The organism is Streptomyces sp. NPDC002566 (assembly GCF_042889585.1).
GTDB lineage: Bacteria > Actinomycetota > Actinomycetes > Streptomycetales > Streptomycetaceae > Streptomyces.
Genome location: NZ_JBIARD010000005.1, coordinates 176,821 through 201,604 on the forward strand (window position 1 = coordinate 176,821; position 24,784 = coordinate 201,604).

General features: G+C 73.5%; 19 protein-coding genes. 16 read left to right on the forward strand and 3 right to left on the reverse strand.

The genetic code is table 11. The features are described from left to right. Positions 1-25 precede the first annotated feature (25 nt). Both ACFYXA_RS22385 and ACFYXA_RS22390 read left to right on the forward strand, forming a co-directional pair. A complete protein-coding gene (locus tag ACFYXA_RS22385; protein WP_389035450.1) occupies positions 26-1,012 on the forward strand; it encodes a WD40 repeat domain-containing protein in 987 nt (328 codons plus the stop codon). A 354-nt stretch (positions 1,013-1,366) separates the two neighbouring features. Continuing rightward, on the forward strand, positions 1,367-2,932 hold the full coding sequence (locus ACFYXA_RS22390) for a cellulase family glycosylhydrolase (RefSeq protein ID WP_389035452.1): 1,566 nt from the start codon (positions 1,367-1,369) through the stop codon (positions 2,930-2,932). A 98-nt stretch (positions 2,933-3,030) separates the two neighbouring features. Here ACFYXA_RS22390 and serC read toward each other — a convergent pair whose 3' ends face one another. Continuing rightward, positions 3,031-4,149, reverse strand: a complete 1,119-nt coding sequence (gene serC / locus ACFYXA_RS22395) for a phosphoserine transaminase (protein ID WP_352246529.1) — start codon at positions 4,147-4,149, stop codon at positions 3,031-3,033. 121 nt (positions 4,150-4,270) lie between these two features. Between serC and ACFYXA_RS22400 the strand changes: the two genes are divergently transcribed. The 9 genes from ACFYXA_RS22400 (at position 4,271) to ACFYXA_RS22440 (ending at position 16,964) form a co-directional block, all read left to right on the forward strand. Then, positions 4,271-7,201: an FAD-binding and (Fe-S)-binding domain-containing protein gene (locus tag ACFYXA_RS22400; RefSeq protein WP_389035456.1), complete on the forward strand. Its 2,931-nt coding sequence runs from the start codon at positions 4,271-4,273 to the stop codon at positions 7,199-7,201. Positions 7,202-7,357: 156 nt separating this feature from the next. Beyond that, entirely contained in the window at positions 7,358-8,308 is a 951-nt protein-coding gene (locus tag ACFYXA_RS22405) for a DMT family transporter (protein ID WP_389035458.1), read from the forward strand. 95 nt (positions 8,309-8,403) lie between these two features. Next, the gene (locus ACFYXA_RS22410) at positions 8,404-9,216 is read left to right on the forward strand and encodes a TIGR03084 family metal-binding protein (RefSeq protein WP_389035461.1); all 813 of its coding nucleotides are present in this window, start codon (positions 8,404-8,406) and stop codon (positions 9,214-9,216) included. Next, the gene (locus tag ACFYXA_RS22415; RefSeq protein WP_389035464.1) at positions 9,213-10,892 is read left to right on the forward strand and encodes an acyclic terpene utilization AtuA family protein; all 1,680 of its coding nucleotides are present in this window, start codon (positions 9,213-9,215) and stop codon (positions 10,890-10,892) included. The genes ACFYXA_RS22410 and ACFYXA_RS22415 overlap by 4 nt, the downstream gene beginning before the upstream one ends. After that, a complete protein-coding gene (locus ACFYXA_RS22420; RefSeq protein ID WP_389035466.1) occupies positions 10,889-12,487 on the forward strand; it encodes an acyl-CoA carboxylase subunit beta in 1,599 nt (532 codons plus the stop codon). Before ACFYXA_RS22415 ends, ACFYXA_RS22420 begins: the two co-directional genes overlap by 4 nt. Before the next feature lie 11 nt (positions 12,488-12,498). Continuing rightward, complete coding sequence (locus ACFYXA_RS22425) at positions 12,499-14,352, forward strand: acetyl/propionyl/methylcrotonyl-CoA carboxylase subunit alpha (RefSeq protein ID WP_389035468.1); 1,854 nt, start codon at positions 12,499-12,501, stop codon at positions 14,350-14,352. A gap of 80 nt (positions 14,353-14,432) precedes the next feature. Continuing rightward, positions 14,433-15,563: an acyl-CoA dehydrogenase family protein gene (locus ACFYXA_RS22430; protein ID WP_389035471.1), complete on the forward strand. Its 1,131-nt coding sequence runs from the start codon at positions 14,433-14,435 to the stop codon at positions 15,561-15,563. A gap of 52 nt (positions 15,564-15,615) precedes the next feature. Beyond that, positions 15,616-16,359: an enoyl-CoA hydratase family protein gene (locus ACFYXA_RS22435; RefSeq protein ID WP_389035473.1), complete on the forward strand. Its 744-nt coding sequence runs from the start codon at positions 15,616-15,618 to the stop codon at positions 16,357-16,359. After that, on the forward strand, positions 16,347-16,964 hold the full coding sequence (locus ACFYXA_RS22440) for a TetR/AcrR family transcriptional regulator (RefSeq protein WP_130442072.1): 618 nt from the start codon (positions 16,347-16,349) through the stop codon (positions 16,962-16,964). The genes ACFYXA_RS22435 and ACFYXA_RS22440 overlap by 13 nt, the downstream gene beginning before the upstream one ends. Positions 16,965-17,020: 56 nt before the next feature. Here the strand turns inward: ACFYXA_RS22440 and pdxH are convergent, their stop codons facing one another. Further along, on the reverse strand, positions 17,021-17,650 hold the full coding sequence (gene pdxH, locus ACFYXA_RS22445; protein ID WP_352246542.1) for a pyridoxamine 5'-phosphate oxidase: 630 nt from the start codon (positions 17,648-17,650) through the stop codon (positions 17,021-17,023). Between the two features lie 328 nt (positions 17,651-17,978). Here pdxH and ACFYXA_RS22450 point away from each other — a divergent pair, with 328 nt between their 5' ends. The 3 genes from ACFYXA_RS22450 (at position 17,979) to ACFYXA_RS22460 (ending at position 21,502) form a co-directional block, all read left to right on the forward strand. After that, entirely contained in the window at positions 17,979-19,079 is a 1,101-nt protein-coding gene (locus tag ACFYXA_RS22450) for a citrate synthase 2 (protein ID WP_130442074.1), read from the forward strand. Between the two features lie 364 nt (positions 19,080-19,443). Continuing rightward, positions 19,444-19,908, forward strand: a complete 465-nt coding sequence (locus tag ACFYXA_RS22455; protein ID WP_389035478.1) for a GNAT family N-acetyltransferase — start codon at positions 19,444-19,446, stop codon at positions 19,906-19,908. A gap of 145 nt (positions 19,909-20,053) precedes the next feature. Then, the gene (locus tag ACFYXA_RS22460; RefSeq protein ID WP_389035481.1) at positions 20,054-21,502 is read left to right on the forward strand and encodes a PAS domain-containing protein; all 1,449 of its coding nucleotides are present in this window, start codon (positions 20,054-20,056) and stop codon (positions 21,500-21,502) included. Between the two features lie 69 nt (positions 21,503-21,571). On the opposite strand, the gene ACFYXA_RS22465 is transcribed toward ACFYXA_RS22460, so the two are convergent. Next, on the reverse strand, positions 21,572-22,327 hold the full coding sequence (locus ACFYXA_RS22465; RefSeq protein ID WP_389035484.1) for an SIS domain-containing protein: 756 nt from the start codon (positions 22,325-22,327) through the stop codon (positions 21,572-21,574). Between the two features lie 273 nt (positions 22,328-22,600). On the opposite strand from ACFYXA_RS22465, the gene ACFYXA_RS22470 reads away from it, so the two are divergent. Then, on the forward strand, positions 22,601-23,293 hold the full coding sequence (locus ACFYXA_RS22470; protein WP_351091588.1) for a metal-dependent transcriptional regulator: 693 nt from the start codon (positions 22,601-22,603) through the stop codon (positions 23,291-23,293). A 511-nt stretch (positions 23,294-23,804) separates the two neighbouring features. Then, on the forward strand, positions 23,805-24,740 hold the full coding sequence (locus tag ACFYXA_RS22475; protein WP_352246517.1) for an alpha/beta hydrolase: 936 nt from the start codon (positions 23,805-23,807) through the stop codon (positions 24,738-24,740). The last annotated feature ends 44 nt before the right edge of the window (positions 24,741-24,784 follow it).

Consider the following 24,784-nt stretch of genomic DNA (forward strand, 5'->3'; position numbering starts at 1 on the left):
CCGGGCGGGGTGGCAGTCTTGGGGCATGCGTCGACCGTTCGCCCTCCTTGCCGGGGCCCTGCTCGTGGGCGCCCTCACCGTGCCCGCCTCCGCCGCCGACGGCGACGGGAGTTTCACGATCGAGGACCCGCGCATCACCGAGTCCAGCGGCCTGGCCGCCTCCCGCCGGCACCCCGGGATCTACTGGACGCACAACGACCAGGACAAGGGCGCCTTCCTCTACGCGGTGGACAGCTCCACCGGCCGCACCGTCGCGACGATCACCATGACCGGGGTGGGCACCCCGCGCGACGTCGAGGCGATCGCCGTCGGACCGGACGGCCAGCTCTACGTCGGCGACATCGGCGACAACGACGGCGTCGAGTGGGACCACGTGTGGGTGTACCGGCTGCCCGAGCCGAAGGAACTCAAGGACCAGAAGGTCCGGGCCACGCAGTACGTCGTGAAGTACCAGGACGGTCCGCGCGACGCCGAGTCGCTCGTGGTGCACCCGAAGACCGGCCGTGTCTACATCATCGACAAGCAGGAGGAGGGCGGGCACCTCTACGAGGGCCCGGCCCGGCTCTCCGCCTCCGGCGTCAACGTGTTCAGGCCCGTCGCCCCCATCGACCTGTGGGCCACCGACGCCGCCCTCTCCCCGGACGGCCGGCGTCTCGCCGTGCGCGGTTACTTCGGCGGCATCGACTACGACTGGAACGGCGGCCGGCCCGAGCGGCTGGGGCGGCTCGACCTGCCGTTGCAGCGGCAGGGGGAGTCCGTCAGCTTCTCGGCCGACGGCTCGAAGCTGCTGTACGGCACGGAGGGCGAGCAGAGCCCGGTGCAGGCGGAGGACGCTCCGGGCGATGCCGAGGGGAGCGGCAAGTCCGCTTCCGGAGGCGGAAGTTCGGCGTCCTCGAAGAGCGGGGACGGTGGCGGCGAGGGGGCGGGCAGGACCGTGAAGCTGGGCGCGGCGGCCCTGGCGGCGCTGTGCCTGGCCGCGTTCGGCGTGCGGCGACTGCGGCGGCGGGGGTAGCGGGAGCGGCGGAGACGCCGGGGGTGGGGGCCCCGGGGGGGGGAAGGCCCCCCCGGGGGAAGGCCCCGGGGGGAGCGGAAGGCCCCGGGGGTAGCGGAGGCCCGGGGGGTGCGGGCAGCGAGGCGGTTCGCCGCGCCGGCAGCGGCGAAAGCCCCCGGGGCGGCGGACGCCCCCCGGGGGCTGCGGAGGTAACCGGGATCGGCGGGAGGTCAGCCGCCCCCCCCCGGTCGGGCGCGAAGCCGAGTCCGCAGCGTTCCGCATCTTGACGTGTTCATGCGTCTTGACTTCCATGGGAGAGCGGGGTGGGAGCGCTCCCACTGATTCCGGCCCGCACCTCCCGAGAGGAACAGGCACATGTTCCGCACCAGCTTGCGCAGGACGCTGTGCGCGGTGGTCGCCGCGCTCGTGTTACCGCTGGCGGCCGGCGCGCGGGCCACCGCCGACACCGCCGCCGACGTGGGGGCCGGAGCCGGGACGGCGGCGGGCGGGCTCCGCTCCGCCGACGCCGGAGCCGGCTACTGGCACACCAGTGGACGCCGGCTCCTGGACTCCGCCGGTCAGCCGGTCCGCGTCGCCGGCATCAACTGGTTCGGCTTCGAGACCGACAACCGGGTCGTCCACGGCCTGTGGACCCGCGACTACAAGAGCATGGTCGACCAGATCCGGACGCTGGGTTACAACACCCTCCGCGTCCCCTACAGCGACGACATCCTCAAGCCGGGTGCGACGCCCGTCGGTGTCGACTTCTCCGGCGGCAAGAACGCCGACCTCCAGGGCCTGACCTCGCTGCAGGTCCTGGACAAGATCGTCGGCTACGCCGGCCAGACCGGCCTGAAGGTCATCCTGGACCGCCACCGGCCGGACTCGGCGGGCCAGTCGGCGCTCTGGTACACCCAGGCGGTTCCCGAGTCGACGTGGATCGCCAACCTCAAGGCGCTGGCGGGCCGTTACGCCGGCAACTCCGCCGTCGTCGGCATCGATCTGCACAACGAGCCGCATGATCCGGCCTGTTGGGGGTGCGGCGACACGACCAGGGACTGGCGGCTGGCCGCCGAGCGGGCCGGTAACGCGGTCCTGTCCGTCAACCCGCAGCTGCTGATCTTCGTGGAGGGCGTGCAGAGCTTCAACGGCTCCTCCAACTGGTGGGGCGGCAACCTGATGGGCGTCGCCCAGTACCCGGTCCGTCTGAACGTGGCCGACCGGCTGGTGTATTCGGCGCACGACTACGCCACCAGCGTGGCCCAGCAGCCCTGGTTCAGCGACCCCTCGTTCCCCGCGAACATGCCGGGCATCTGGGACCGGTACTGGGGTTACATCTTCAAGCAGAACATCGCCCCGGTCTGGCTCGGCGAGTTCGGCACGACGCTCCAGTCCACCGTCGACCAGCGCTGGCTGTCCGCCCTGGTGAGCTACCTGCGCTCGACGTCGGCGTACGGCAACGACTCCTTCCACTGGACCTTCTGGTCCTGGAACCCCAACTCCGGTGACACCGGCGGCATCCTGAAGGACGACTGGACGACCGTGGACACCGTGAGGGACGGCTACCTAACGAGCATCAAGGCCCCGGGCTTCCCTCCCGGCCCCGGAGGCGGCGATCCCGGCGACCCGGGTGGCGGCACGCCCGCCTGCACCGCCGTCTACAGCGTCAGCAGCGACTGGGGAGGCGGCTTCAACGCGGAGGTGAAGGTCACCAACTCCAGTTCCAAGCCGCTTAGTTCGTGGAAGGTCACCTGGACGTGGCCCGGCGCCCAGAAGGTGACGAACATGTGGAACGCGACGTACACCCAGACCGGTGCGACGGTGACGGCGGCGAACGCCGCACACAACGGCAGCGTCCCGGCGGGCGGTTCGGCGAGCCTCGGCTTCGGCGGGGCGCCGGGCGGGGGAGGCGTACCGAGCGTGAGCTGCACGGCGACGTAGACCCGCCACGAGGGCAGGCGGGGCCGCGAGGCCCCGTGGACGCGGCGAAGGGCGCCCGGTGCCGTCACCGAGCGCCCTTCATGGTGCTGCCGTACGGGTTAGAGCTGTTCGATCACGTAGTCGACGCACTTCGTCAGGGCCTCGACGTCCGCCGGGTCGATCGCCGGGAACATCGCGACGCGCAGCTGGTTGCGGCCGAGCTTGCGGTAGGGCTCGGTGTCGACGATGCCGTTGGCGCGCAGGACCTTGGCGACGGCGGCGGCGTCCACCTCGTCGGTGAAGTCGATCGTGCCGATGACGGCGGAGCGCTTGGCCGGGTCGGTGACGAACGGGTCGGCGTACTTGACGTCCTCGGCCCAGCCGTAGAGCGTGCGGGCCGAGGTCGCCGTGCGGCGCACCGACCAGTCCAGGCCGCCCTGGCCGTTGATCCACTCGAGCTGCTGGTTCAGCAGGAAGAGGGTCGACAGGGCCGGGGTGTTGTACGTCTGGTTCTTGCGGGAGTTGTCGATCGCCGTCGGGAGCGAGAAGAACTCCGGGACGTGGCGGCCGGAGGCGTGGACGCGCTCGGCGCGCTCGATCGCCGCCGGGGAGAAGACGCCGATCCACAGGCCGCCGTCGGAGGCGAAGGACTTCTGCGGGGCGAAGTAGTAGACGTCAGTCTCGGCGATGTCGACGGGGAGGCCGCCGGCGCCGGAGGTGGCGTCCACCAGGACCAGCGCGCCCTCGTCGGCGCCCTGCACCCGCCGGATGGGGGCGGCGACGCCGGTGGAGGTCTCGTTGTGCGTGAAGGCGTAGACGTCGACGCCGGCCTCGGCCTCGGGCTCGGGGTGCGTGCCCGGGTCGGAGGAGATGACGGTGGGCTCGGCGAGCCAGGGGGCCAGCTTGGCGGCCTTGGCGAACTTCGAGCTGAACTCGCCGAAGCTGAGGTGCTGCGACTTGTTCTCGATCAGGCCGTGGGTCGCGATGTCCCAGAAGGCGGTGGAGCCGCCGTTGCCCAGGATCACCTCGTATCCGTCCGGGACCTGGAACAGCTCGGAGATTCCCTCGCGCACCTGGCCGACCAGGTTCTTGACCGGGGCCTGGCGGTGGGAGGTGCCGAGGAGTGAGGTGCCGGTGGCGGCCAGGGCGTCCAGCGCCTCGATCCGCACCTTGGAGGGGCCCGCGCCGAATCGACCGTCGGCGGGCTTGATGTCAGCAGGAATCTGGATCTCAGCCACGCAGGCGAGCGTAGCCGTTTCCGTAAACGCGGGCGAAACCTCGTCCGTCGGGTGAGACGAGAATCAGGGGGAGGGCATAGTCCGAGGAACCCAGGTGCGGACGGGCTGATCGGTGGGACGGATGTCGGATCTCGAGGACGAACTGCGCAAGGCCGTCAGGGGTGACGTCGGGTTCGACGTCGCCTCCCGGGCGCTGGTCACCATGGACGCCTCCAACTACCGTCGCGTCCCGCTCGGCGTCGTCGCCCCGCGCGACGCCGACGACGTGGCGGCCGTGCTGGAGGTGTGCCGGGAGCGCGGGGTGCCCGTGGTGCCGCGCGGTGGGGGCACGTCGATCGCCGGGCAGGCCACCGGCGTCGGGGTGGTGCTGGACTTCACCCGGCACATGAACCGGCTGGTCTCCCTGGACCCCGGCGCGCGCACCGCCGTCGTCCAGCCGGGGCTGGTCCTCGACCGGCTCCAGGAGGCCGCCGCGCCGCACGGGCTGCGCTTCGGGCCCGACCCGTCCACCCACAACCGCTGCACGCTCGGCGGGATGATCGGCAACAACTCCTGCGGCTCGCACTCGGTGGCCTGGGGGACGACGGCGGACAGCGTGCGCGAGCTGGACGTGGTGACCGCGCGGGGCGGGCGGCTGCGGCTCGGGCGGGGGTGGAGCGGGGCGCCGGACGGTCTGCGGGAACTCGTCGACGGCGAGCTGGCCCGGTTGCGCACCGGCTTCCCCGAGCTGCCCCGCCGTATCTCCGGGTACGCGCTGGACGCCCTGCTGCCCGAGAACGGCGCCGACGTGGCCCGCTCCTTCTGCGGCTCGGAAGGCACGCTGGGCGTGCTCACGGAGGCCGTCGTCCGCCTCGTCGAAGCGCCACGCGCGCGTGCGCTCGCGGTGCTCGGCTACGCCGACGAGACGGCCGCCGCCGAGGCCGCAGCCGGGCTGCTTCAGTACGGGCCGCTGACGGTCGAGGGCATGGCGGCCGACCTGGTGCCGTCGCCTGCGGGGCTGCCGCGGGGCGGGGCCTGGCTGTTCGTGGAGACGGGCGGGGACTCGGCGGGCGAGGCACGCACGCGTGCGGAGGCCGTCCTGCGCGGGGCGGACGTCGTGGACGCCATGGTGGTGACGGACGAGGCCGGGCAGCGGGCCCTGTGGCGGGTCCGCGAGGACGCCAGCGGCACCGCCACCCGGATGCCGGACGGTTCGGAGGCCTGGCCCGGCTGGGAGGACTGCGCGGTCCCGCCGGCCCGGCTCGGCGCGTATCTGCGCGACTTCCGGGCGCTGCTCGCCGCACACGGTCTGCGCGGCACCCCGTACGGGCACTTCGGGGACGGCTGCATCCACGTCCGCATCGACTTCGACCTGCTCGGCGCGGCGGGCGTGGCGCGTTTCCGCCGCTTCTCGGAGGAACTGGCCGAGCTGGTCACGGCCCACGGCGGCTCGCTGTCGGGCGAGCACGGCGACGGACAGGCGCGGGCGGAACTGCTGCCGGCGATGTACGGCGCGGACATGGTCGCCCTCTTCGAGCGGGCGAAGGGGGTGTGGGACCCGGACGACCTGCTCAATCCGGGGATGCTGGTGCGGCCCGCGCCCCTGGACTCCGGTCTGCGCTTCTCCGTCCTGCCCCGCGAGCCCGTCGACGTGGCCTTCGGTTACCCCGGCGACGGCGGCGACTTCTCGGCGGCGGTCCGGCGCTGCGTCGGCGTCGCCAAGTGCCGTACGGCGACGGCGTCCGGGCCCGCCGTGATGTGCCCGTCCTTCCGCGTCACCGGCGAGGAACAGCACTCCACGCGCGGGCGTGCGCGACTGCTGCACGAGATGCTGGCGGGCGAGCTGGTGACCGACGGCTGGCGCTCGGAGGAGGTGCGGGAGGCGCTGGATCTGTGCCTGTCCTGCAAGGGCTGCCGCTCGGACTGCCCGGTCGGGGTCGACATGGCCACCTACAAGGCGGAGTTCCTGCACCACCACTACTCGGGCCGGCGACGCCCCGCCGCGCACTACAGCATGGGCCGGCTCCCGGTGTGGCTGCGCTGGGCGAGCCGCACGCGCGCGGTGCCGCTGTTCAACGCGCTGACCTCGACGGGGCCGGTCGCGTGGGCGGTGAAACGGGCGGGCGGGATCGCGCCGGAGCGGACGATCCCACGGCTCGCGCGGGAGACGTTCAGCCGCTGGTGGCGGCGCAGGCGCCCCGCTGACGGCACGGGCGATCTCGTCGTGCTGTGGCCGGACACGTTCACCGAGCATCTCTCGCCGGCCGTCGGACGGGCGGCCGTGCGGGTGCTGGAGGCGGCGGGGCTGCGGGTCGCTCTGCCGCCGACGCTGCGGATGCGCGGACGGCCCGTCGGCGACGCCCGCTCCCGCTCCGCCCTGCGGCTGCTGACGGCCCGCCGGGGGCGCGTCTGCTGCGGGCTGACGTACGTGTCCACCGGGCAGCTCGACCACGCGCGCGTGGTGCTGCGCCGCACGCTCGACCTGATGGAACCGGTGCTGGAGACGGCGGCCCCGGTCGTCGTCCTGGAGCCGAGCTGCGCGGCCGCCCTGCGCACCGACCTGCCGGACCTGTTGCCCGACGACCCGCGCGCGGCACGTCTCGCCGCCCGGGTCCTCACCTTCGCGGAGACCCTGGAGCGCCACGCCCCCGACTGGACTCCGCCGCGCCTGGACCGCCCGGCGGTCGGCCAGACCCACTGCCACCAGCACGCGGTGCTGGGCGACGCGCCCGACCGCCGCCTGCGCGCGGCCGCCGGCCTCACCGGCGAGCTGGCAGGCGGCTGCTGCGGCCTGGCCGGCGACTTCGGCTTCGAGAAGGGGCACTTCGAGGTCTCCGAGCGCTGCGCGCAGGAACAGCTCCTGCCCGCCGTGCGCGAGGCTCCCCCGGGGGCGGCGGTCCTGGCGGACGGCTACTCCTGCCGGACCCAGCTGGAACAGCTGGCGGGAGTGCGGGGGCGGCATCTGGCGGAGGTGCTGGCGGAGGCGTTGGAGGGGGCGTTGGAGGGGGCGTCCGGTGAGAGGACGTCCGACGCGTCCGGGGCGTCCGGAGGGTCCAGGGCGTCCGGGATCTGAGATGACGGGGTGACAGCGGCTAATCCGCTTCACACTCCTGTCCTGGTCCATTACCGTGGACTGGAAAGTACATCTTGCTGAACGCATGCGCCTAGTCGCCCCGTGTCGTCGCCGTCGGCGTCGGCGCTCTTCCCGAGCCGAGATCCAGGACCGCCCGTGAGCACCTCCGACACCGCCGCCACGTCCACCCCGTCGTCCCGGTCCGCCTCCGCCTCCACGGGGGCGGGTGCTGGTCCAAGCGGCCGCTGGGGATCCCTCGGGCCCGTCGGGCTCGTGCTCGCCGGGGGTGTGTCCGTGCAGTTCGGCGGCGCGCTCGCGGTGACCTTGATGCCGAGGGCGGGCGCGCTGGGCGTGGTGGCGCTGCGGCTGCTGGTGGCGGCCGTCGTGATGCTCGTCGTCTGCCGGCCGCGGCTGCGCGGGCACTCGCGGGCCGACTGGGCCACCGTCGTCGTCTTCGGCGTCACCATGGCCGCGATGAACGGCCTCTTCTACCAGGCGGTGGCCCGCATTCCGCTGGGCCCGGCGGTCACCCTCGAAGTCCTCGGCCCGCTCGCCCTGTCCGTCCTGGCCTCGCGGCGCGCCGTCAACCTCGTCTGGGCCGCGCTCGCCCTCGCGGGCGTCTTCCTGCTCGGCGGCGGCGGGTTCGGCGACCTCGACCCGGTGGGGGCGGCGTTCGCCCTGGGTGCGGGCGTGATGTGGGCGGCGTACATCGTCTTCAGCGCCCGCACGGGCCGCCGCTTCCCGCAGGCCGACGGTCTTGCGCTGGCCATGGCGGTGGGCGCGCTGCTCTTCGTGCCGCTGGGGCTCGCCGAGTCCGGCCCCAGGCTCCTCGACCCGGTGACGCTGGGGTTCGGGGCCGCGGTGGCGCTGCTGTCCTCGGTCCTGCCGTACACCCTGGAACTCCTCGCCCTGCGCCGCCTGCCCGCCTCCACGTTCGCGGTCCTGATGAGCCTGGAGCCCGCCCTCGCCGCCCTGTCCGGCTTCCTCGTCCTCGGCCAGACGCTCTCCGCCGCGCAGGCCGCCGCGATCGCCCTCGTCGTCGCGGCGAGCATGGGGGCCGTGCGGACCCAGGTGGGGCGCGTCAAGACGGCTGTGCCGGAGGTGTGAGGCGCGGTCGTCCATGGCCTGCACGCGTGCGTGCCCGTGCAGCAAATAATGCAAGCATGCTTGCTTGTTTCTAGGCCCGCTGCCATGCTCCCCCCATGGCCGACCCCACGCCCGTGCTAGCCGACCTGCGTGCCGAGAGCGACGAACTCGACCTGCTGGTAGCTGAGTTGACGTCCGATCAGTGGGCGCTCCCGACGCCCTCCCCCGGCTGGACCGTCGCCCACCAGATCGCGCACCTCGCCTGGACCGACCGTTCCTCCGTGCTGGCCGTGACCGACCAGGCCGCCTTCGCCCGCGAGGTGGAGAAGGCGCTGGCGGAACCCGGCGACTTCGTGGACAACGGCGCGAACGAGGGGGCCGGGAAACCGCCCGCGCAGCTGCTCGCGGACTGGCGGGACGGGCGCGCGGCCCTCCAGGACGCCCTGGCGGCGGTGCCCGAGGGCGCGCGTCTGCCCTGGTACGGCCCTCCGATGACCGCCGCCTCCATGGCCACCGCCCGGCTCATGGAGACCTGGGCCCACGCCCGGGACGTGGCCGACGCGCTGGGCGTGACCCCCGAACCCACCGACCGGCTCCGGCACATCGTCCGCCTCGGCGTGCGCACCCGTGACTTCTCCTTCGGCGTCCACGGGCTGTCCGTGCCGTTCGAGGAGTTCCGCGTCGAACTCCTCGGCCCCGGCGGCGAGCTGTGGACGTACGGCCCCGAGGACGCCGCCGACCGCGTCACCGGCCCCGCCCTCGACTTCTGCCTCCTGGTCACCCAGCGCGCCCACCGCGCCGACCTGGCCCTGCGCGCCGAAGGACCCGACGCCGACCGCTGGCTGGACGTCGCGCAGGCCTTCGCGGGGCCGCCCGGCGCCGGCCGCCCGCCGAAGTCAGGCGACGGCGCGAAGGCCCCGGTCCGGTGACCGCGCCGCTGCGCGTGGGCAACGCCTCGGGCTTCTACGGCGACCGCTTCGACGCCCTGCGCGAGATGCTCACCGGCGGTGAACTCGACGTCGTCACCGGCGACTACCTCGCCGAACTCACCATGCTGATCCTCGGCCGGGACCGGCTGAAGGACCCCTCCGCCGGGTACGCCCGCACCTTCCTGCGCCAGCTGGAGGAGTGCCTCGGCCTCGCGCACGACCGGCGCGTCCGCGTCGTGACCAACGCCGGCGGCCTCAACCCGGCCGGACTCGCCGACGCCGTGCGCGAACTCGCCGGCCGCCTCGGCGTCCCGGTGCGGGTCGCCCACGTCGAGGGCGACGACCTCGGCGCCCGCCACCCCGGGAGCCTCACCGCCCACGCCTATCTCGGCGGCTTCGGCATCGCCGCCTGCCTGAGCGAGGGCGCAGACATCGTGGTCACCGGACGGGTGACCGACGCGGCCCTGGTCACCGGGCCGGCCGCCGCCCACTTCGGCTGGGCTCCGACCGACTTCGACCGGCTCGCGGGAGCCGTCGTCGCCGGGCACGTGCTGGAGTGCGGCACGCAGGCCACCGGCGGCAACCACGCCTTCTTCCGCGCGGGCGACGTCCGCCGCCCCGGCTTCCCGCTCGCCGAGCTCCACGCCGACGGCAGCTGCGTCATCACCAAGCACCCGGGGACGGGCGGCTTCGTCGACGTCGGCACGGTGACCGCCCAGCTCCTGTACGAGACCGGCGGCGCCCGGTACGCGGGCCCTGACGTCACCGCCCGGCTGGACACCGTACGGCTCACCCAGGACGGGCCGGACCGGGTGCGGATCGACGGCGTGCGCGGCGAGGCCCCGCCGCCGGACCTGAAGGTCGGCCTCAGCCGGATCGGCGGCCACCGCAACGAGGTCGTCTTCGTGCTCACCGGCCTCGACATCGAGGCGAAGGCGGCGCTGGTGCGGCAGCAGATGGGGGATGTGTTCGAGAAGGCGCGCCCGCAGGAGGCGGACTGGGAGCTCGTCCGCACCGACCGGGCCGACGCCGACACCGAGGAGGGGGCGAGCGCGCTGCTGCGGCTCGTCGTCCGCGACCCCGACGAGGCCGCCGTCGGACGCGCGCTCACCGGCGCGGCCGTCGAGCTGGCCCTGGCGAGCTACCCCGGCTTCCACGTCCTCGCCCCGCCCGGAAGGGGCTCCCCCTACGGGGTGTTCGAGGCCGCCTACGTCCCGCAGGACACGGTGGAGCACACGGCCGTCCTCGACGACGGACGCCGCGTCCCGGTGCCCCCGCCGGCCGTCACCCTCGCCCTCGACGCCGTACCGCAGCCGCCCCTGCCCGACCCCCTCCCGGCCGGACCCGTGCGGAATGCCCCCCTGGGGCTCGTCGCCGGGGCCCGCAGCGGGGACAAGGGCGGGGACGCGAACGTCGGGGTGTGGGTGCGCACGGACGAGGCGTGGCGGTGGCTCGCCCACACGCTGACCGTCGACCGGTTCCGGCAGCTGATCCCGGAGAGCGCCCGGCTGACGGTCACCCGGCACGTCCTGCCCGAGCTGCGCGCCCTGAACTTCGTCGTCGAGGGCCTCCTCGGCGCCGGCGCCGCCTCCCGGCACCGCTTCGACCCGCAGGCCAAGGCCCTCGGCGAATGGCTGCGCTCCCGCCACCTGGACATCCCGGAGGTCCTGCTGTGACCGTCCTGCCGTCGGCGCTGGATCCCCACGGCCCCGACTTCCGCGCCCACCGCGAGGCGATGCTCGCCAAACTCGACGAGCTGACCGCCGAGCACGCCAAGGCGCTCGCGGGCGGCGGCGAGAAGTACGTCGCCCGGCATCGCGCGCGCGGCAAGCTCCTCGCCCGGGAGCGCGTCGAGCTGCTCCTCGACCCCGACACGCCGTTCCTGGAACTGTCGCCGCTGGCCGCGTGGGGCAGCGACCACGCCGTCGGCGCGTCGCTCGTCACCGGCATCGGGGTCGTCGAGGGCGTGGAGTGCGTGATCACGGCCAACGACCCGACCGTGCGCGGCGGCGCGAGCAACCCGTGGTCGCTGAAGAAGGCCCTGCGGGCGAACGACATCGCGCTCGCCAACCGGCTGCCCTGCATCAGCCTGGTCGAGTCGGGCGGCGCCGACCTGCCCTCCCAGAAGGAGATCTTCATCCCGGGCGGGGCCGTCTTCCGCGACCTGACCCGGCTGTCCGCCGCCGGCATCCCGACCGTCGCCGTCGTCTTCGGCAACTCCACCGCCGGGGGCGCGTACGTCCCCGGCATGTCCGACCACGTGATCATGGTCAAGGAGCGGGCGAAGGTGTTCCTCGGCGGTCCGCCGCTGGTGAAGATGGCCACCGGCGAGGAGAGCGACGACGAGTCGCTGGGCGGCGCGGAGATGCACGCGCGCGTGTCGGGCCTCGCCGACCACTTCGCCGTCGACGAGCCGGACGCGCTGCGGCAGGCACGCCGCGTGGTGGCCCGCCTGAACCACCGCAAGGCGTACGAGGATCCCGGCCCGGCCGTCCCTCCGAAGTACGACCCCGAGGAGCTCCTGGGGATCGTCCCAGGCGACCTGCGCACACCCTTCGACCCGCGCGAGGTGATCGCCCGGATCGTCGACGCCTCCGACTTCGACGAGTTCAAGCCCCTGTACGGGACGAGCCTGGTCACCGGCTGGGCGACCCTGCACGGCTATCCCGTCGGCATCCTGGCGAACGCCCGGGGCGTGCTGTTCAGCGAGGAGTCGCAGAAGGCCGCCCAGTTCATCCAGCTCGCCAACCAGCGCGACATCCCGCTGCTGTTCCTGCACAACACCACCGGCTACATGGTCGGCAGGGAGTACGAGCAGGGCGGCATCATCAAGCACGGCGCGATGATGATCAACGCGGTGTCCAACTCGCGCGTGCCGCACCTGTCGGTGCTCATGGGCGCCTCGTACGGCGCCGGGCACTACGGCATGTGCGGGCGGGCCTACGACCCGCGCTTCCTGTTCGCATGGCCCAGCGCCAAGTCGGCCGTCATGGGCCCGCAGCAGCTCGCCGGGGTGCTCTCCATCGTCGCCCGCCAGTCGGCCGCGGCGAAGGGGCAGCCCTACGACGAGGACGGCGACGCCGCGCTGCGCGCCATGGTGGAGCAGCAGATCGAGTCGGAGTCGCTGCCGATGTTCCTGTCGGGGCGGCTGTACGACGACGGCGTCATCGACCCGCGCGACACCCGCACCGTCCTCGGGCTGTGCCTGTCCGCCGTCCACACCGCGCCCTACGAGGGCGCGCGCGGCGGCTTCGGCGTCTTCCGGATGTGAGGGGAACTCCAGTGATCGCTTCTCTGCTGGTCGCCAACCGGGGCGAGATCGCCTGCCGCGTCTTCCGCACCTGCCGGGAGCTGGGCATCCGGACGGTCGCCGTGCACTCGGACGCCGACGACGACGCCCTGCACACACGCGTGGCCGACGCGGCCGTACGTCTGCCGGGCTCGGCGCCCGCCGACACCTATCTGCGGGCCGACCTGATCGTGAAGGCGGCCGTGGCGGCGGGCGCGGACGCCGTGCACCCCGGGTACGGCTTCCTCTCGGAGAACGCCGGCTTCGCGCGCGCGGTCCTGGACGCCGGCCTGGTCTGGATCGGGCCGCCGCCCGAGGCGATCGAGGCGATGGCCTCCAAGACGCGCGCCAAGGCGCTCATGGGCCTGCCCCCGCTGAGCGCGGACGCCCTGACGGACGCCGACCTGCCGGTGCTGGTGAAGGCGGCCGCCGGCGGCGGCGGGCGCGGCATGCGCGTCGTACGCCGTACGGAGGACCTTCACGGCGCCCTGGAGGCGGCGCGCACGGAGGCCGCGAGCGCCTTCGGCGACGGCGAGGTGTTCGTCGAGCCGTACGTCGTCGACGGCCGCCATGTGGAGGTGCAGATCCTCGCCGACGCGCACGGCACCGTGTGGACGCTCGGCACGCGCGACTGCTCGCTCCAGCGCCGCCACCAGAAGGTGATCGAGGAGGCCCCGGCGCCCGGCCTCTCCGACGCGCTCACGCGGGAGCTCGGCGCCCTCGCCGTCCGGGCGGCGCGCGCGGTCGACTACGTCGGCGCGGGCACCGTCGAGTTCCTCGTCGCCGACGGCAGGGCGCACTTCCTGGAGATGAACACCCGCCTCCAGGTCGAACACCCCGTCACGGAGGCCGTGTTCGGGCTTGACCTGGTCGCCGAGCAGATCCGCGTCGCCGAAGGGCACGCCCTCGCCCCCGAGCCCCCACGCGCGCGTGGCCACGCCGTGGAGGCCCGCCTCTACGCCGAGGACCCGGCGACCGGCTGGACGCCCCAGACCGGAGTGCTGCACCGCCTCGCCGTCCCCGACGCCGTCCGCCTGGACACCGGCTACGCCGACGGTGACACGATCGGCGTCCACTACGACCCGATGCTCGCCAAGGTCGTCGCGCACGCCCCCACGCGCGCGGAGGCCGTCCGCACGCTGGCGGGGGCGCTGGAGCGGGCCGCGATCCACGGCCCGGTGACCAACCGCGACCTGCTCGTCCGCTCCCTGCGCCACGAGGAGTTCACCTCCGCCCGCATGAACACGGGCTTCTACGACCGCCACCTCACCTCGCTCACCGAGCCGGCCCCCGACCCGTACGCCCCGCTCGCGGCGGCCCTCGCCGAAGCCCACGGCCGCTCCCGCTTCGGCGGCTGGCGCAACCTGCCGTCGCAGCCGCAGATCAAGCGGTACGCGCTGGGCGGCGAGGAGCACGAGGTCCGCTACCACCACACCCGGGACGGCCTGGTGGCGGACGGCGTGCGCGTCGTGCACGCCGGAGCGGACCTGGTGGTCCTGGAAGCCGAAGGCGTCCGGCGCAGGTTCGAGGTCGCCAGGTACGGCGACCAGGTCCACGTCAACGCCACGGTCCTCACGGCTCTTTCGCGCTTCCCCGCCCCGGCAGCCGACCGGGCCCCGGGCTCCCTGCTGGCGCCCATGCCCGGCACCGTCGTCAAGGTCGCGCCCGGTCTCATCACCGGATCGAGTGTCCGCACCGGCGAACCGCTGATCTGGCTCGAAGCGATGAAGATGCAACACGTCATCGCATCCCCGACCACGGGCACGGTGACAGCCCTGCAAGTGACGGCAGGGCAACAGGTCGAGGTCGGTGCCCTCTTGGCGGTGGTCGACAGCAACGAACCCTAGGGGCGCCGGGCCGTATCGATATGCGGCTGCGCCGCGCGAGCGCGACCAGCCACGACGACGACGCACACGAAGGAGCCACAGTGACCGACCTCATCGAGTCCGAAGAGCACCAAGCCCTCCGCAAGGCCGTCGCGTCCTTCGCCGAGGACCACCCCGACGCCGGAAACCGGACCCTCTGGCGGGAGGCGGCCGAGCTCGGCTACATCGGCGTCAACCTCCCCGAGACGTATGGAGGAGGCGGTGGCGGCATCACCGAACTCTCGCTCGTCCTCGAAGAGCTCGGCGCCGCGGGCAACCCCCTCCTGATGATGATCGTCTCCCCGGCGATCTGCGGCACGGTCATCGCCCGCTTCGGCACCGAGGCGCAGAAACAGCAGTGGCTGCCCGCCCTCGCGGACGGCTCCCGCCTGATGGCCTTCGGCATCACGGAGCCCGACGCCGGCTCCAACAGCCACCGCATCACCACCACGGCCCGCCGCGACGGCACGGACTGGCTGCTCACCGGCCGCAAGGTGTTCGTCTCCGGCGTGGACATCGCGGACGCGACCCTCGTCGTCGGCCGCACCGAGGACGCCCGCACCGGCAGGCTCAAGCCCTGCCTGTTCATCGTCCCGCGAGACGCGCCCGGCTTCACCCGCCGCATGATCGACATGGAACTGCACAGCGAGGAGAAGCAGTTCGAGCTGGTCCTCGACGAGGTCCGGCTGCCCGCCGACGCCCTGGTCGGCGACGAGGACGCGGGCCTGCTCCAGCTGTTCGCCGGCCTCAACCCGGAGCGGATCATGACGGCAGCCTTCGCGATCGGCATGGGCCGCCACGCCCTCGCCAAGGCGGTCGGCTACGCGCGCGAACGCACCGTCTGGAACGCCCCCATCGGGGCCCACCAGGCCATCGCCCACCCCCTCGCGCAGGCACACATCGAACTGGAACTGGCCCGCCTGATGATGCAGAAGGCGGCCCGTCTGTACGACGCGGGCGACGACGCCGGTGCGGGCGAGGCCGCCAACATGGCGAAGTACGCGGCCGGGGAGGCCTGTGTGAAGGCGGTCGACCAGGCCGTGCACACCCTCGGCGGCAACGGCCTCACACGCGAGTTCGGCCTCGCCCGGCTGATATCGGCCGCGCGCGTGGCCCGTATCGCCCCGGTGAGCCGGGAGATGATCCTCAACTACGTCTCCCACCAGACCCTGGGCCTGCCCAAGTCGTACTGACCAGCTCGCAGCCGCGCCGGCCGCGGCGCCAGCGGCTCAGGGAGGAACACGCATGACACCGCTGATCGGCCGCACCCGCGCGCGGGGCGTCGAAACCCTCAGCCTCGACTCCCCGCACACCCGCAACGCCCTCTCCAGCGCGCTCGTGGCCGAACTGACCGACGCCCTGAAGCGGTGCGGCGAGGACCCCGGCGTACGGGCCGTCCTGCTCACCCACACCGGGAACACCTTCTGCGCGGGCGCCGACCTGCGCGACCCGCCGCCCGCCGAGGCGTTCACCGGCCTGCTGGAGCTGATCGTCCGCCTGCCCAAGCCCGTCGTGGCCCGCGTCGACGGCCATGTACGGGCGGGCGGTCTCGGACTGCTCGGCGCGTGCGACCTGTCCGTCGCCTCCGCCGCGGCGACGTTCGCATTCACCGAGGTCCGCGTCGGCGTCGCCCCCGCGGTCATCGCGCTGCCGCTGCGGCCCCGCGTCGACCCGCGCGCCCTGGCCCGCTACTGCCTCACCGGCGAGCGGTTCGGCGCACGGGAAGCTGCCCGCATCGGCCTGGTCACCGCCGCCGCGGGCGAGGAGGGCCCGGACGAGGCCCTCGCCCCCGTCCTCGACGGCCTGCGCCGGGCCGCCCCACAAGCCCTGGCCAGGACGAAGGAGCTACTCACGGTTAAGGTGCTGGAGGCCTTCACCGAGGACGCGGGCGGGATGAGCCGGCTCACGGCCTCGCTGTTCTCCCAGCCCGACGCACACGAGGGGATGACGGCCTTCCTCGAACGACGGGATCCCGCATGGGTGCTGTGAGCACGGCCGACCGTGTCCCGGGCGACCGCGCCCCCAAACAGGACCGCAGCCGCGCCACCCGGCAGCGGCTCCTGGAGGCCGCCGTGGCCTGCCTCGCCGAACACGGCTGGGCGGGCTCCACGGTCTCCGTCGTCGCCGAGCGCGCCGGCGTCTCCCGCGGCGCCGCCCAGCACCACTTCCCCACCCGCGAGGACCTCTTCACCGCCGCCGTCGAGTACGTCGCCGAGGAACGCTCCACCGCGCTGCGCGCCCTGTTCCCCGAGGGTGCGGCAGGGGACCGGCAGGCCGTCGTGGCCGCCCTCGTCGACCTCTACACCGGCCCGCTCTTCCGCGCCGCCCTCCATCTGTGGGTCGCCGCCTCCGACGAGGAGCCGCTGCGGCCCCGGGTGACCGAACTGGAGGCCCGGGTCGGCCGCGAGACCCACCGGATCGCCGTCCAGCTCCTCGGCGCCGACGAGTCCCGTCCGGGCGTGCGCGAGACCGTCCAGGGCCTCCTGGACATGGCCCGCGGCCTCGGCCTCGCCAACCTCCTCACCGACGACAGCGCCCGCCGCGAACGGGTGGTGGCGCAGTGGGCGGCGCTCCTTGAGGAGGCGCTGCGCTGAACGGGCCGCCGCGGCTGCTCAGGGGCTGAGCCGCTCCAGCCGCCGGTGGAGCACGCTCAGGGGCTGAGCCGCTCCAGCCGCCAGCTGCCGTCCGCCTCCGCGACGTACCGCAGGCGGTCGTGCAGGCGGTTCTCGCGGCCCTGCCAGAACTCCACCGACTCCGGCGCCACCCGGAAGCCGCCCCAGTGCGGCGGCACCGGCACCTGGTCGCCCTCGGAATAGCGGGCCGCCAGCTCGGCGTACGCGGCGTCCAGACCGGCGCGGCCGTCGATCACCGAGGACTGCGCGCTGGCCCACGCGCCCAGCTGGGAGCCGTGCGGCCGGGTGCGGAAGTAGGCGGCGGTCTCGTCCCGCCCCGTGCGCCGGGCCACGCCCCGCACGATGACCTGGCGGGCCATCGGATGCCACGGGAAGAGCAGTGAGACGTACGGGTTCTCCGCCAGGTCGCGGCCCTTGCGCGAGTCGTAGTTGGTGTAGAAGACGAAGCCCTGTTCGTCGAAGCTCTTCAGCAGCACCGTGCGGGAGCTGGGCCGGCCCTCGGCGTCCGCGGTGGAGACCACCATGGCGTTCGGCTCGAACAGGTGAGCCTCGGCCGCCGCCTGCTTGAACCAGCGCGCGAACTGCTCCACCGGCGTGGCGGCCAGATCGGCTTCGGTCAGGCCCTCGGCCCGGTACTGCTTGCGCATGGAGGCAGGATCGGGGGAGGCGGCGTCTGCTGCGTTCACATGGTCATCCTGCCGTATGACCGGCCGTGCCACAGGAGGTGGCACTGAGTGCCGTAAGGGCTCCCCAAAGGTGACACTCGGGGATATGGTGCAGATGCCGCCCCGGTGGGTGACCCGACGGCGCACTGGGCATCACCGGGGTGACCGCCCTGGACCGCGAGCCCCGCACGGGCCGTGGATCCGCCGGCGCCGCCGTCGCGTACACCGCATGCCGCGCACACCGTCCGTACCGTCGTCGTACCGCCGTCACCGCAAAAAAAGAGCCGCCCACATCATGAGGAGCCGCCTGATGTCCGACTTCGTACCCGGGCTCGAAGGAGTCGTCGCGTTCGAGACGGAGATCGCCGAACCGGACAAGGAGGGCGGCGCCCTCCGCTACCGGGGCGTCGACATCGAGGACCTGGTCGGCCACGTCTCGTTCGGCAACGTCTGGGGCCTCCTCGTCGACGGCGCCTTCAACCCCGGCCTGCCGCCCGCCGAACCCTTCCCCATCCCCGTCCACTCCGGCGACATCCGCGTCGACGTCCAGTCGGCGCTGGCCATGCTCGCCCCCGTGTGGGGACTGAAGCCGCTCCTCGACATCGACGCCGAGCAGGCCCGCGAGGACCTCGCCCGCGCCGCCGTCATGGCCCTGTCCTACGTCGCCCAGTCGGCCCGCGGCCAAGGCCGCCCCATGGTGCCGCAGCGGGAGATCGACAAGGCGCAGTCCGTCGTCGAACGCTTCATGATCCGCTGGCGCGGCGAACCCGACCCCAAGCACGTCGCCGCCGTCGACGCCTACTGGACCTCCGCCGCCGAACACGGCATGAACGCGTCCACCTTCACGGCCCGTGTCATCGCCTCCACCGGCGCCGACGTCGCCGCAGCCCTCTCCGGGGCCGTCGGCGCCATGTCCGGCCCGCTCCACGGCGGCGCGCCCTCCCGCGTCCTCGGCATGATCGAGGAGATCGAACGCACGGGTGACGCCGAGGCCTACGTCAAGCAGGCCCTCGACAAGGGCGAACGCCTCATGGGCTTCGGCCACCGCGTCTACCGCGCCGAGGACCCCCGCGCGCGCGTGCTGCGCCGCACCGCCCGCGAACTGGGCGCCCCGCGCTTCGAGATCGCCGAGGCCCTGGAGAAGGCCGCCCTGGCGGAGCTCCACGCCCGCAGGCCAGACCGGGTGCTCGCGACGAACGTCGAGTTCTGGGCCGCGATCATCCTGGACTTCGCCGAAGTCCCGGCGCACATGTTCACCTCGATGTTCACCTGCGCCCGCACGGCCGGCTGGTCGGCGCACATCCTCGAGCAGAAGCGCACGGGCCGCCTGGTCCGCCCCTCGGCCCGCTACACGGGCCCCGGCGCCCGCGGCCCCCAGGAGATCGAGGGCTACGGCGACATCGCCCACTAGCGGGCCGACGCCCCTGGAACGCAGACGACCCGCGAGTCTGGTCCTCCCTTGGGAGGGCCGGCCGGACGTACCGGCGACTCGCGGGTCGGGTGACTGCGTGGAACTGGCCGGCTGCGCGCGTCTCACACGCGCTGGTCCGGCACCGCACTGAAGCGGGGCGACGGGCCGCTAGCCCGCAGCCACCTCCGACGTCCGGTGTGCATACATGCTCCGAACCACCTCCTTTCCTCGGTGCGACCACACTAAAAAGCCCCCGGTGCGGCTTCAAGTCTTTTTTCGAGAAGTCGACGGCGGCGCCCTCCGCCTCCCGCCCGGCGTGGCCGAACGCGTTGACGCGCGGGGCGCGGCGCGGTTCCCTGCCGGGGTGACCGATCTTCGAAGCGATGTCCTGCGCGTGGAGCCCGTCGAGGGCGAGGCCATGCTGGAGCAGTGGCGGCACGTCCACAATCTGATCGTGCCGCCCGCCGCCCTGACCCTGGACGAGGTACGCGCGCGTGCCGAGCGCTACCGGCTGGAGAACGCCTACGCCGGCGACGTCCTCGTCGGCTGCACGACCGTCCGCCCGCCCGCGGCCGGCGGCGAGGAGGCCGTGGCCACCGTCATCGCGCGCGTGCTGCCCCCATACCGCCGGCGCGGCTACGGCGCCGCCCTCTACGACCGCGCGCTCGCCCACGCGCGTGAGCTCGGTGCCGAGGCGGTCGAGACGTGTGTGCTGGCCGCCAACGAGGACGGCCTGCGGTTCGCGCTGGCGCGCGGGTTCGCCGAGACCGAGCGGTACACGCTCGACGGCGAGAGCGACGTGTGGGTCGACCTGAGGCTGGCCGGGTAGCGCGATACGCGGACGTGGCGGCCCTCCTCCCGGGGGCGGCGATTCCTCCCCGAAGTTGTCCTCCGCGAACTTGCGGGAACCATATGTGCGCTGCGTCACGTTCAAGTTGAATGAGGGCACGTGAGCGAACCTGCAGGGGGTTCAGGTGAGTGCTTCCCGGCGTAGTGGGACCACCGACGAGTTGGGACCGGACGAGCCCGAGCGGCCCGGCCCGGACGGCTCCGACCTGCTCGCCGCCCTCCTCGACGGGATGGACGCGGCCCTGTGCGCCTTCGACGCCGACGGGGTCGTCACCCACTGGAACCGCGAGGCCGAACGCATCCTCGGCTGGAGCGCGCGGGAGGCCGTGGGCCGTCGCGGCTTCGCCGGCTGGGCGGTCAGAGAGGCGGACGCCCCGGAGGTCGAGAGCCGTCTGACGTCCGCGATGCACGCGCCGGGCCGCCAGGTGCACGAGTTCGCGCTGCTGACCAAGGACGGCGGCCGGGTCCTCGTCCGCACCCAGTCCGCCGCCGTCCACGGCACCGACGGCAAGCCGGCCGGACTGTACTGCGCGTTCAGCGAGGTGCACGCGCAGATCGACCTGGAGCGTTCCATCGCGCTCAGCGAGGCGCTGCTCGAGGACGCGTCCTGGGGCGTCGTCCTCGTCGACGCCGACCTGCGCCCCGCCGTCGTCAACGCGCACGCCGCCCGCGCGCTCGGCACGGGCCGTACGACCGTCCTGGGCCGCCCCCTGGGCGAACTGCTCACGCGCGGCGTGGAGGAGCTGGAGAACGCGCTGACGCACGTCCTCGCCGAGGGCGCCCCGCCCGCCCCCGCCGAGATGTGGGTGGGGGTGCGCTCGCCGGACGGCGAGAAGCGGCGCTGCTGGCGGAGCGGCTTCCTGCGGCTGGCGTCACCGCTCACGGAGGAGCCGGTGCCGCTCGGGGTGGCCTGGCTGTTCCAGGACGTCACCGAGGCCAAGCTGGGCGAGCAGGAGGCCGCGCTGCTGCGGTTCCGCGCCAACCAGCTGCACCGGGCGTCCCGCGCGGCCGCCGAGTGCGAGGACCCGGCGGAGGCGGCCACCGTGCACCTCGACTTCGCGCTCGCCGGGTTCGCCGACCACGCCGTGATCGACCGCGTCGAGGGGCCGCCCGCGGCCGACGGCGAGGCGAGCGGCGGCGGGAACCGGGCCCGGCGGCTGGTGCGGGTCGCGGCCACTCCCTCGGGCGGGCCAGGACCGAGCGCGCTCACCGGCCACGCGGGGCTGCCCGTGCGCTACGCCGACGGCCACCCTGCCCTCCAGTGCGTGGCGCGGGCGGGCTCGGTGCGGGCGTCGGCGGGGACGGTGGCGGCGGAGGAGGCGCGCGAGTGGGCACGCGCGCGTCAGTGGCCCGAGGACACCGTCCACGCCCTGTGCGCGGTGCTGCGCAGCCGGGGGCGCACCCTGGGCGTCGTGACGTTCCTCCGGGGCGCGGGCCGCAGCCCCTTCGAACGCTCCGACGCGACGTACGCGGAGGACGTGGCCGTGCGGATAGCGGGGTCGCTGGACCTCGCGGGGGCGACGGACGCGGGCGCCCGGGGAGCGTCGGGGGGCGTCGAGGGCGGGATCGCCTGACGCGGCGGGCCGTGCCCGGCCCCGAGCGGTCGGTCGTCCCCGCTGGGGCGACTGCCGAGGGGCGCGGGCTCAGTGACGGTAGAAGATCCGGTCGCGGTACTGCTCCATCACCCGGCCGTTCCACTCGTGGCCGCCGTCCACGTTCCCGGAGCGCAGCAGCGGGGGCTCGACGCCGCGGTCGGCGAGGGTCGTGGCCGCCGTGGCCATGACGGCCTGGAGCAGGGCCGTGGTGACGACCGTGGAGGCGGGCGCGAAGGGCGCCGGGACGGTGTCGTAGGTCAGCTCGGCGTCCCCGACCGCGATCTTCGAGTCCAGGACGACGTCGCAGTGGTCCTTCAGGAACGTCCCCGAGGCGTGCCGGGACTTCGTTTCCTCGGTGTACGCCACAGAGGTCACGCCGATGACCTTCACGCCCAGGGCGCGCGCGTTGAGGGCCATCTCCACGGGCAGGGCGTTGCGGCCGGACAGGGAGATGATCACCAGGGCGTCGCCGGCGCGGACCGGCGAGGTGTCGAGGACGGCGGCCGCGAGGCCGTCGACGCGCTCCAGGGCCGAGCCGAGCGTGGCGGGGGTGACGTCCACGCCCACGGTGCCCGGGACGGCGAGCAGGTTCATCAGGGCGAGGCCGCCGGCACGGTAGACGACGTCCTGGGCGGCCAGGGAGGAGTGGCCGGCGCCGAAGGCGAAGAGGCGGCCGCCGGAGGCGACGGTGTCGGCGAGGAGGCCGCCGGCGGCCTGGATGTCCGCCGAGTTCTCGTCGCGGACGCGGTGGAGCAGCTCGATCGCCGCGTCGAAGAACTGTGCGGCGGGCGTGCGGTCGCTCATCCGAGGGGCCCCTTTGCCGTGTCGGGTGGGTGCGAGGTGGTGGGTGGCCGTGCGAGAGGTGCCGGGCGCGGTGGACGGCGGTCGGCGCCCGCCCGCCGTGTCGCGGATCACGGTGCGGTCTGGACCAGTGCGGTGTCAATACGGCGAGGGCCTCGGGGCTGCTCGTTCGGGCGGGGCGGCACGGTTGTCAGTGGTATCCGGCAGAATTGAAGTCAGGGCCAGCGCACGCGCCGGAGCCGGCCGGCCTTCGGCAGAGCTAATCGAGGGGCACGTATGTCCGGACTGATCGACACCACGGAGATGTATCTCCGCACCATCCTCGAGCTGGAGGAGGAAGGTGTGGTCCCCATGCGCGCCCGGATCGCCGAGCGGCTCGACCAGAGCGGGCCGACGGTCAGCCAGACGGTGGCGCGCATGGAGCGCGACGGCCTGGTCTCCGTGGCCAGCGACCGGCATCTGGAGCTGACCGACGAGGGCCGTCGGCTGGCCACGCGCGTGATGCGCAAGCACCGCCTCGCCGAGTGCCTCCTCGTCGACGTGATCGGCCTGGAGTGGGAGCAGGTCCACGCCGAGGCCTGTCGCTGGGAGCACGTGATGAGCGAGGCCGTCGAGCGCCGTGTGCTCGAACTGCTCCGGCACCCCACCGAGTCGCCCTACGGCAACCCCATCCCGGGGCTCGAGGAGCTGGGCGAGAAGGACGGCGCCGACCCGTTCCTGGACGAGGGGATGGTGTCCCTCGCCGACCTCGACCCCGGCACGGAGGGCAAGAACGTCGTCGTGCGCCGGATCGGCGAGCCCATCCAGACGGACGCGCAGCTGATGTACACGCTGCGCCGCGCCGGAGTGCAGCCAGGCTCGGTGGTGAGCGTGACGGAGTCGGCCGGCGGTGTCCTCGTGGGCAGCGGCGGCGAGGCGGCCGAGCTGGCGTCGGACGTCGCCTCCCACGTGTTCGTCGCCAAGCGCTGAGGCGCCGCCGGCGCCGGGTGCTCGGCCAGTGCTGAGCCTTGCTCAATTCCTGGCGTCAAAGGGGCTGTTGAGGCACGGGTGGATGTCATCGGATCGGTGATTCCCTGTGTCGAATCGCAGCGCATCGCCGCCGCGCGTGCCACCCTGTCGCGTGAGGCATGACCTGAGGGGGCGGGATGGTGTGCCGCAGTCGACAGGAGGGCCCCGGCGCCGTGTGGCGCCGGGGCCTGTCCTCCCCTGTTCTGACCCGGAGCCCCGAGCTCTCAGGGTCATTCCCCGCGGACCGTTTTCCCCGAGCGGTCCGCCCCCCGCTGAAGATCTCCCCTCGGTCGGGGCGATCAATCCTTGAGCGAGGTCACTCGAACGAGGGGTGTTGGCCGCGGAAGAACCAATTCTCGAATAAGAGTTCGATAATGTGCGAGTGACGGAGTGAATGACGGCGCGCAGGGTGATGCGTGAGGGTAGGCAGCGGTAGCGGCAGCACAGCGGAGCTAGGGGGGTGCCAGAACGTATGGCGCGACGCATCGACGTGACCGGAGCGGACGGCGTACGCCTGGCCGCCTGGGAGTTCGGTGACCCGCCCAAGGGAGACCCTCCGGACCATGCGCCGGACATCATGATCCCGGCCCAGTCGCCGGCCGCGGCAGGCGCGGGCAAGGGGGCGGGGGCAGGGGCGGGCTCCGGCGTCCTGTTACTGCACGGCCTGATGGGCCGTGCCTCGCACTGGGCGTCCACCGCCCGCTGGCTGGCCGAACGGCATCGGGCCATCGCCCTCGACCAGCGCGGTCACGGCCGGAGCGAGAAGCCCCCGCAGGCCGCCGCCTACACCCGTGAGGCGTACGTCGAGGACGCCGAGGCCGCTCTCGAACAGCTCGGTCTCGCCCCCGCGGTCCTCATCGGCCACGCCATGGGGGCGCTGACCGCCTGGCAGCTCGCCGCCAAGCGGCCCGATCTCGTTGCCGGCGTGGTCATCTGCGACATGCGGGCCTCCGCGCTCGGCGCGGCCTCGCAGAGGGAGTGGGCCGACTGGTTCAAGTCCTGGCCCGTTCCCTTCGCCACCCTCGCCGACGTTCGCAAGTGGTTCGGCGAGGACGATCCCTGGGTGGAGCGCCCCAATCCGGCGCGGGGCGAGTTCTACGCCGAGGTGATGCGCGAGTCCGCCGACGGCTGGGAGCCCGTGTTCGAGCCCGAGCAGATGCTGAAGTCCCGTGAGACGTGGGTGCTCGACGCGCACTGGGAGGAGCTCACGCAGGTGCAGTGCCCGGCCCTCGTGGTGCGCGGGCTCGACGGTGAGCTGGGGCGGGCGGAGGCGCAGGAGATGGTGCGGGTGCTGCCGCGCGGGGAGTACGCCGAGGTCGCCGACGCGGGGCATCTCGTCCACTATGACCAGCCGGTGGCTTGGCGGTCGGCGATCGAGCCGTTCCTGGAAGGGGTGCTCGCTCGGTAGCGCCGGGGGTCTTCTCGTGGCGGGTGCGGTGCGGGTTGTGGGGG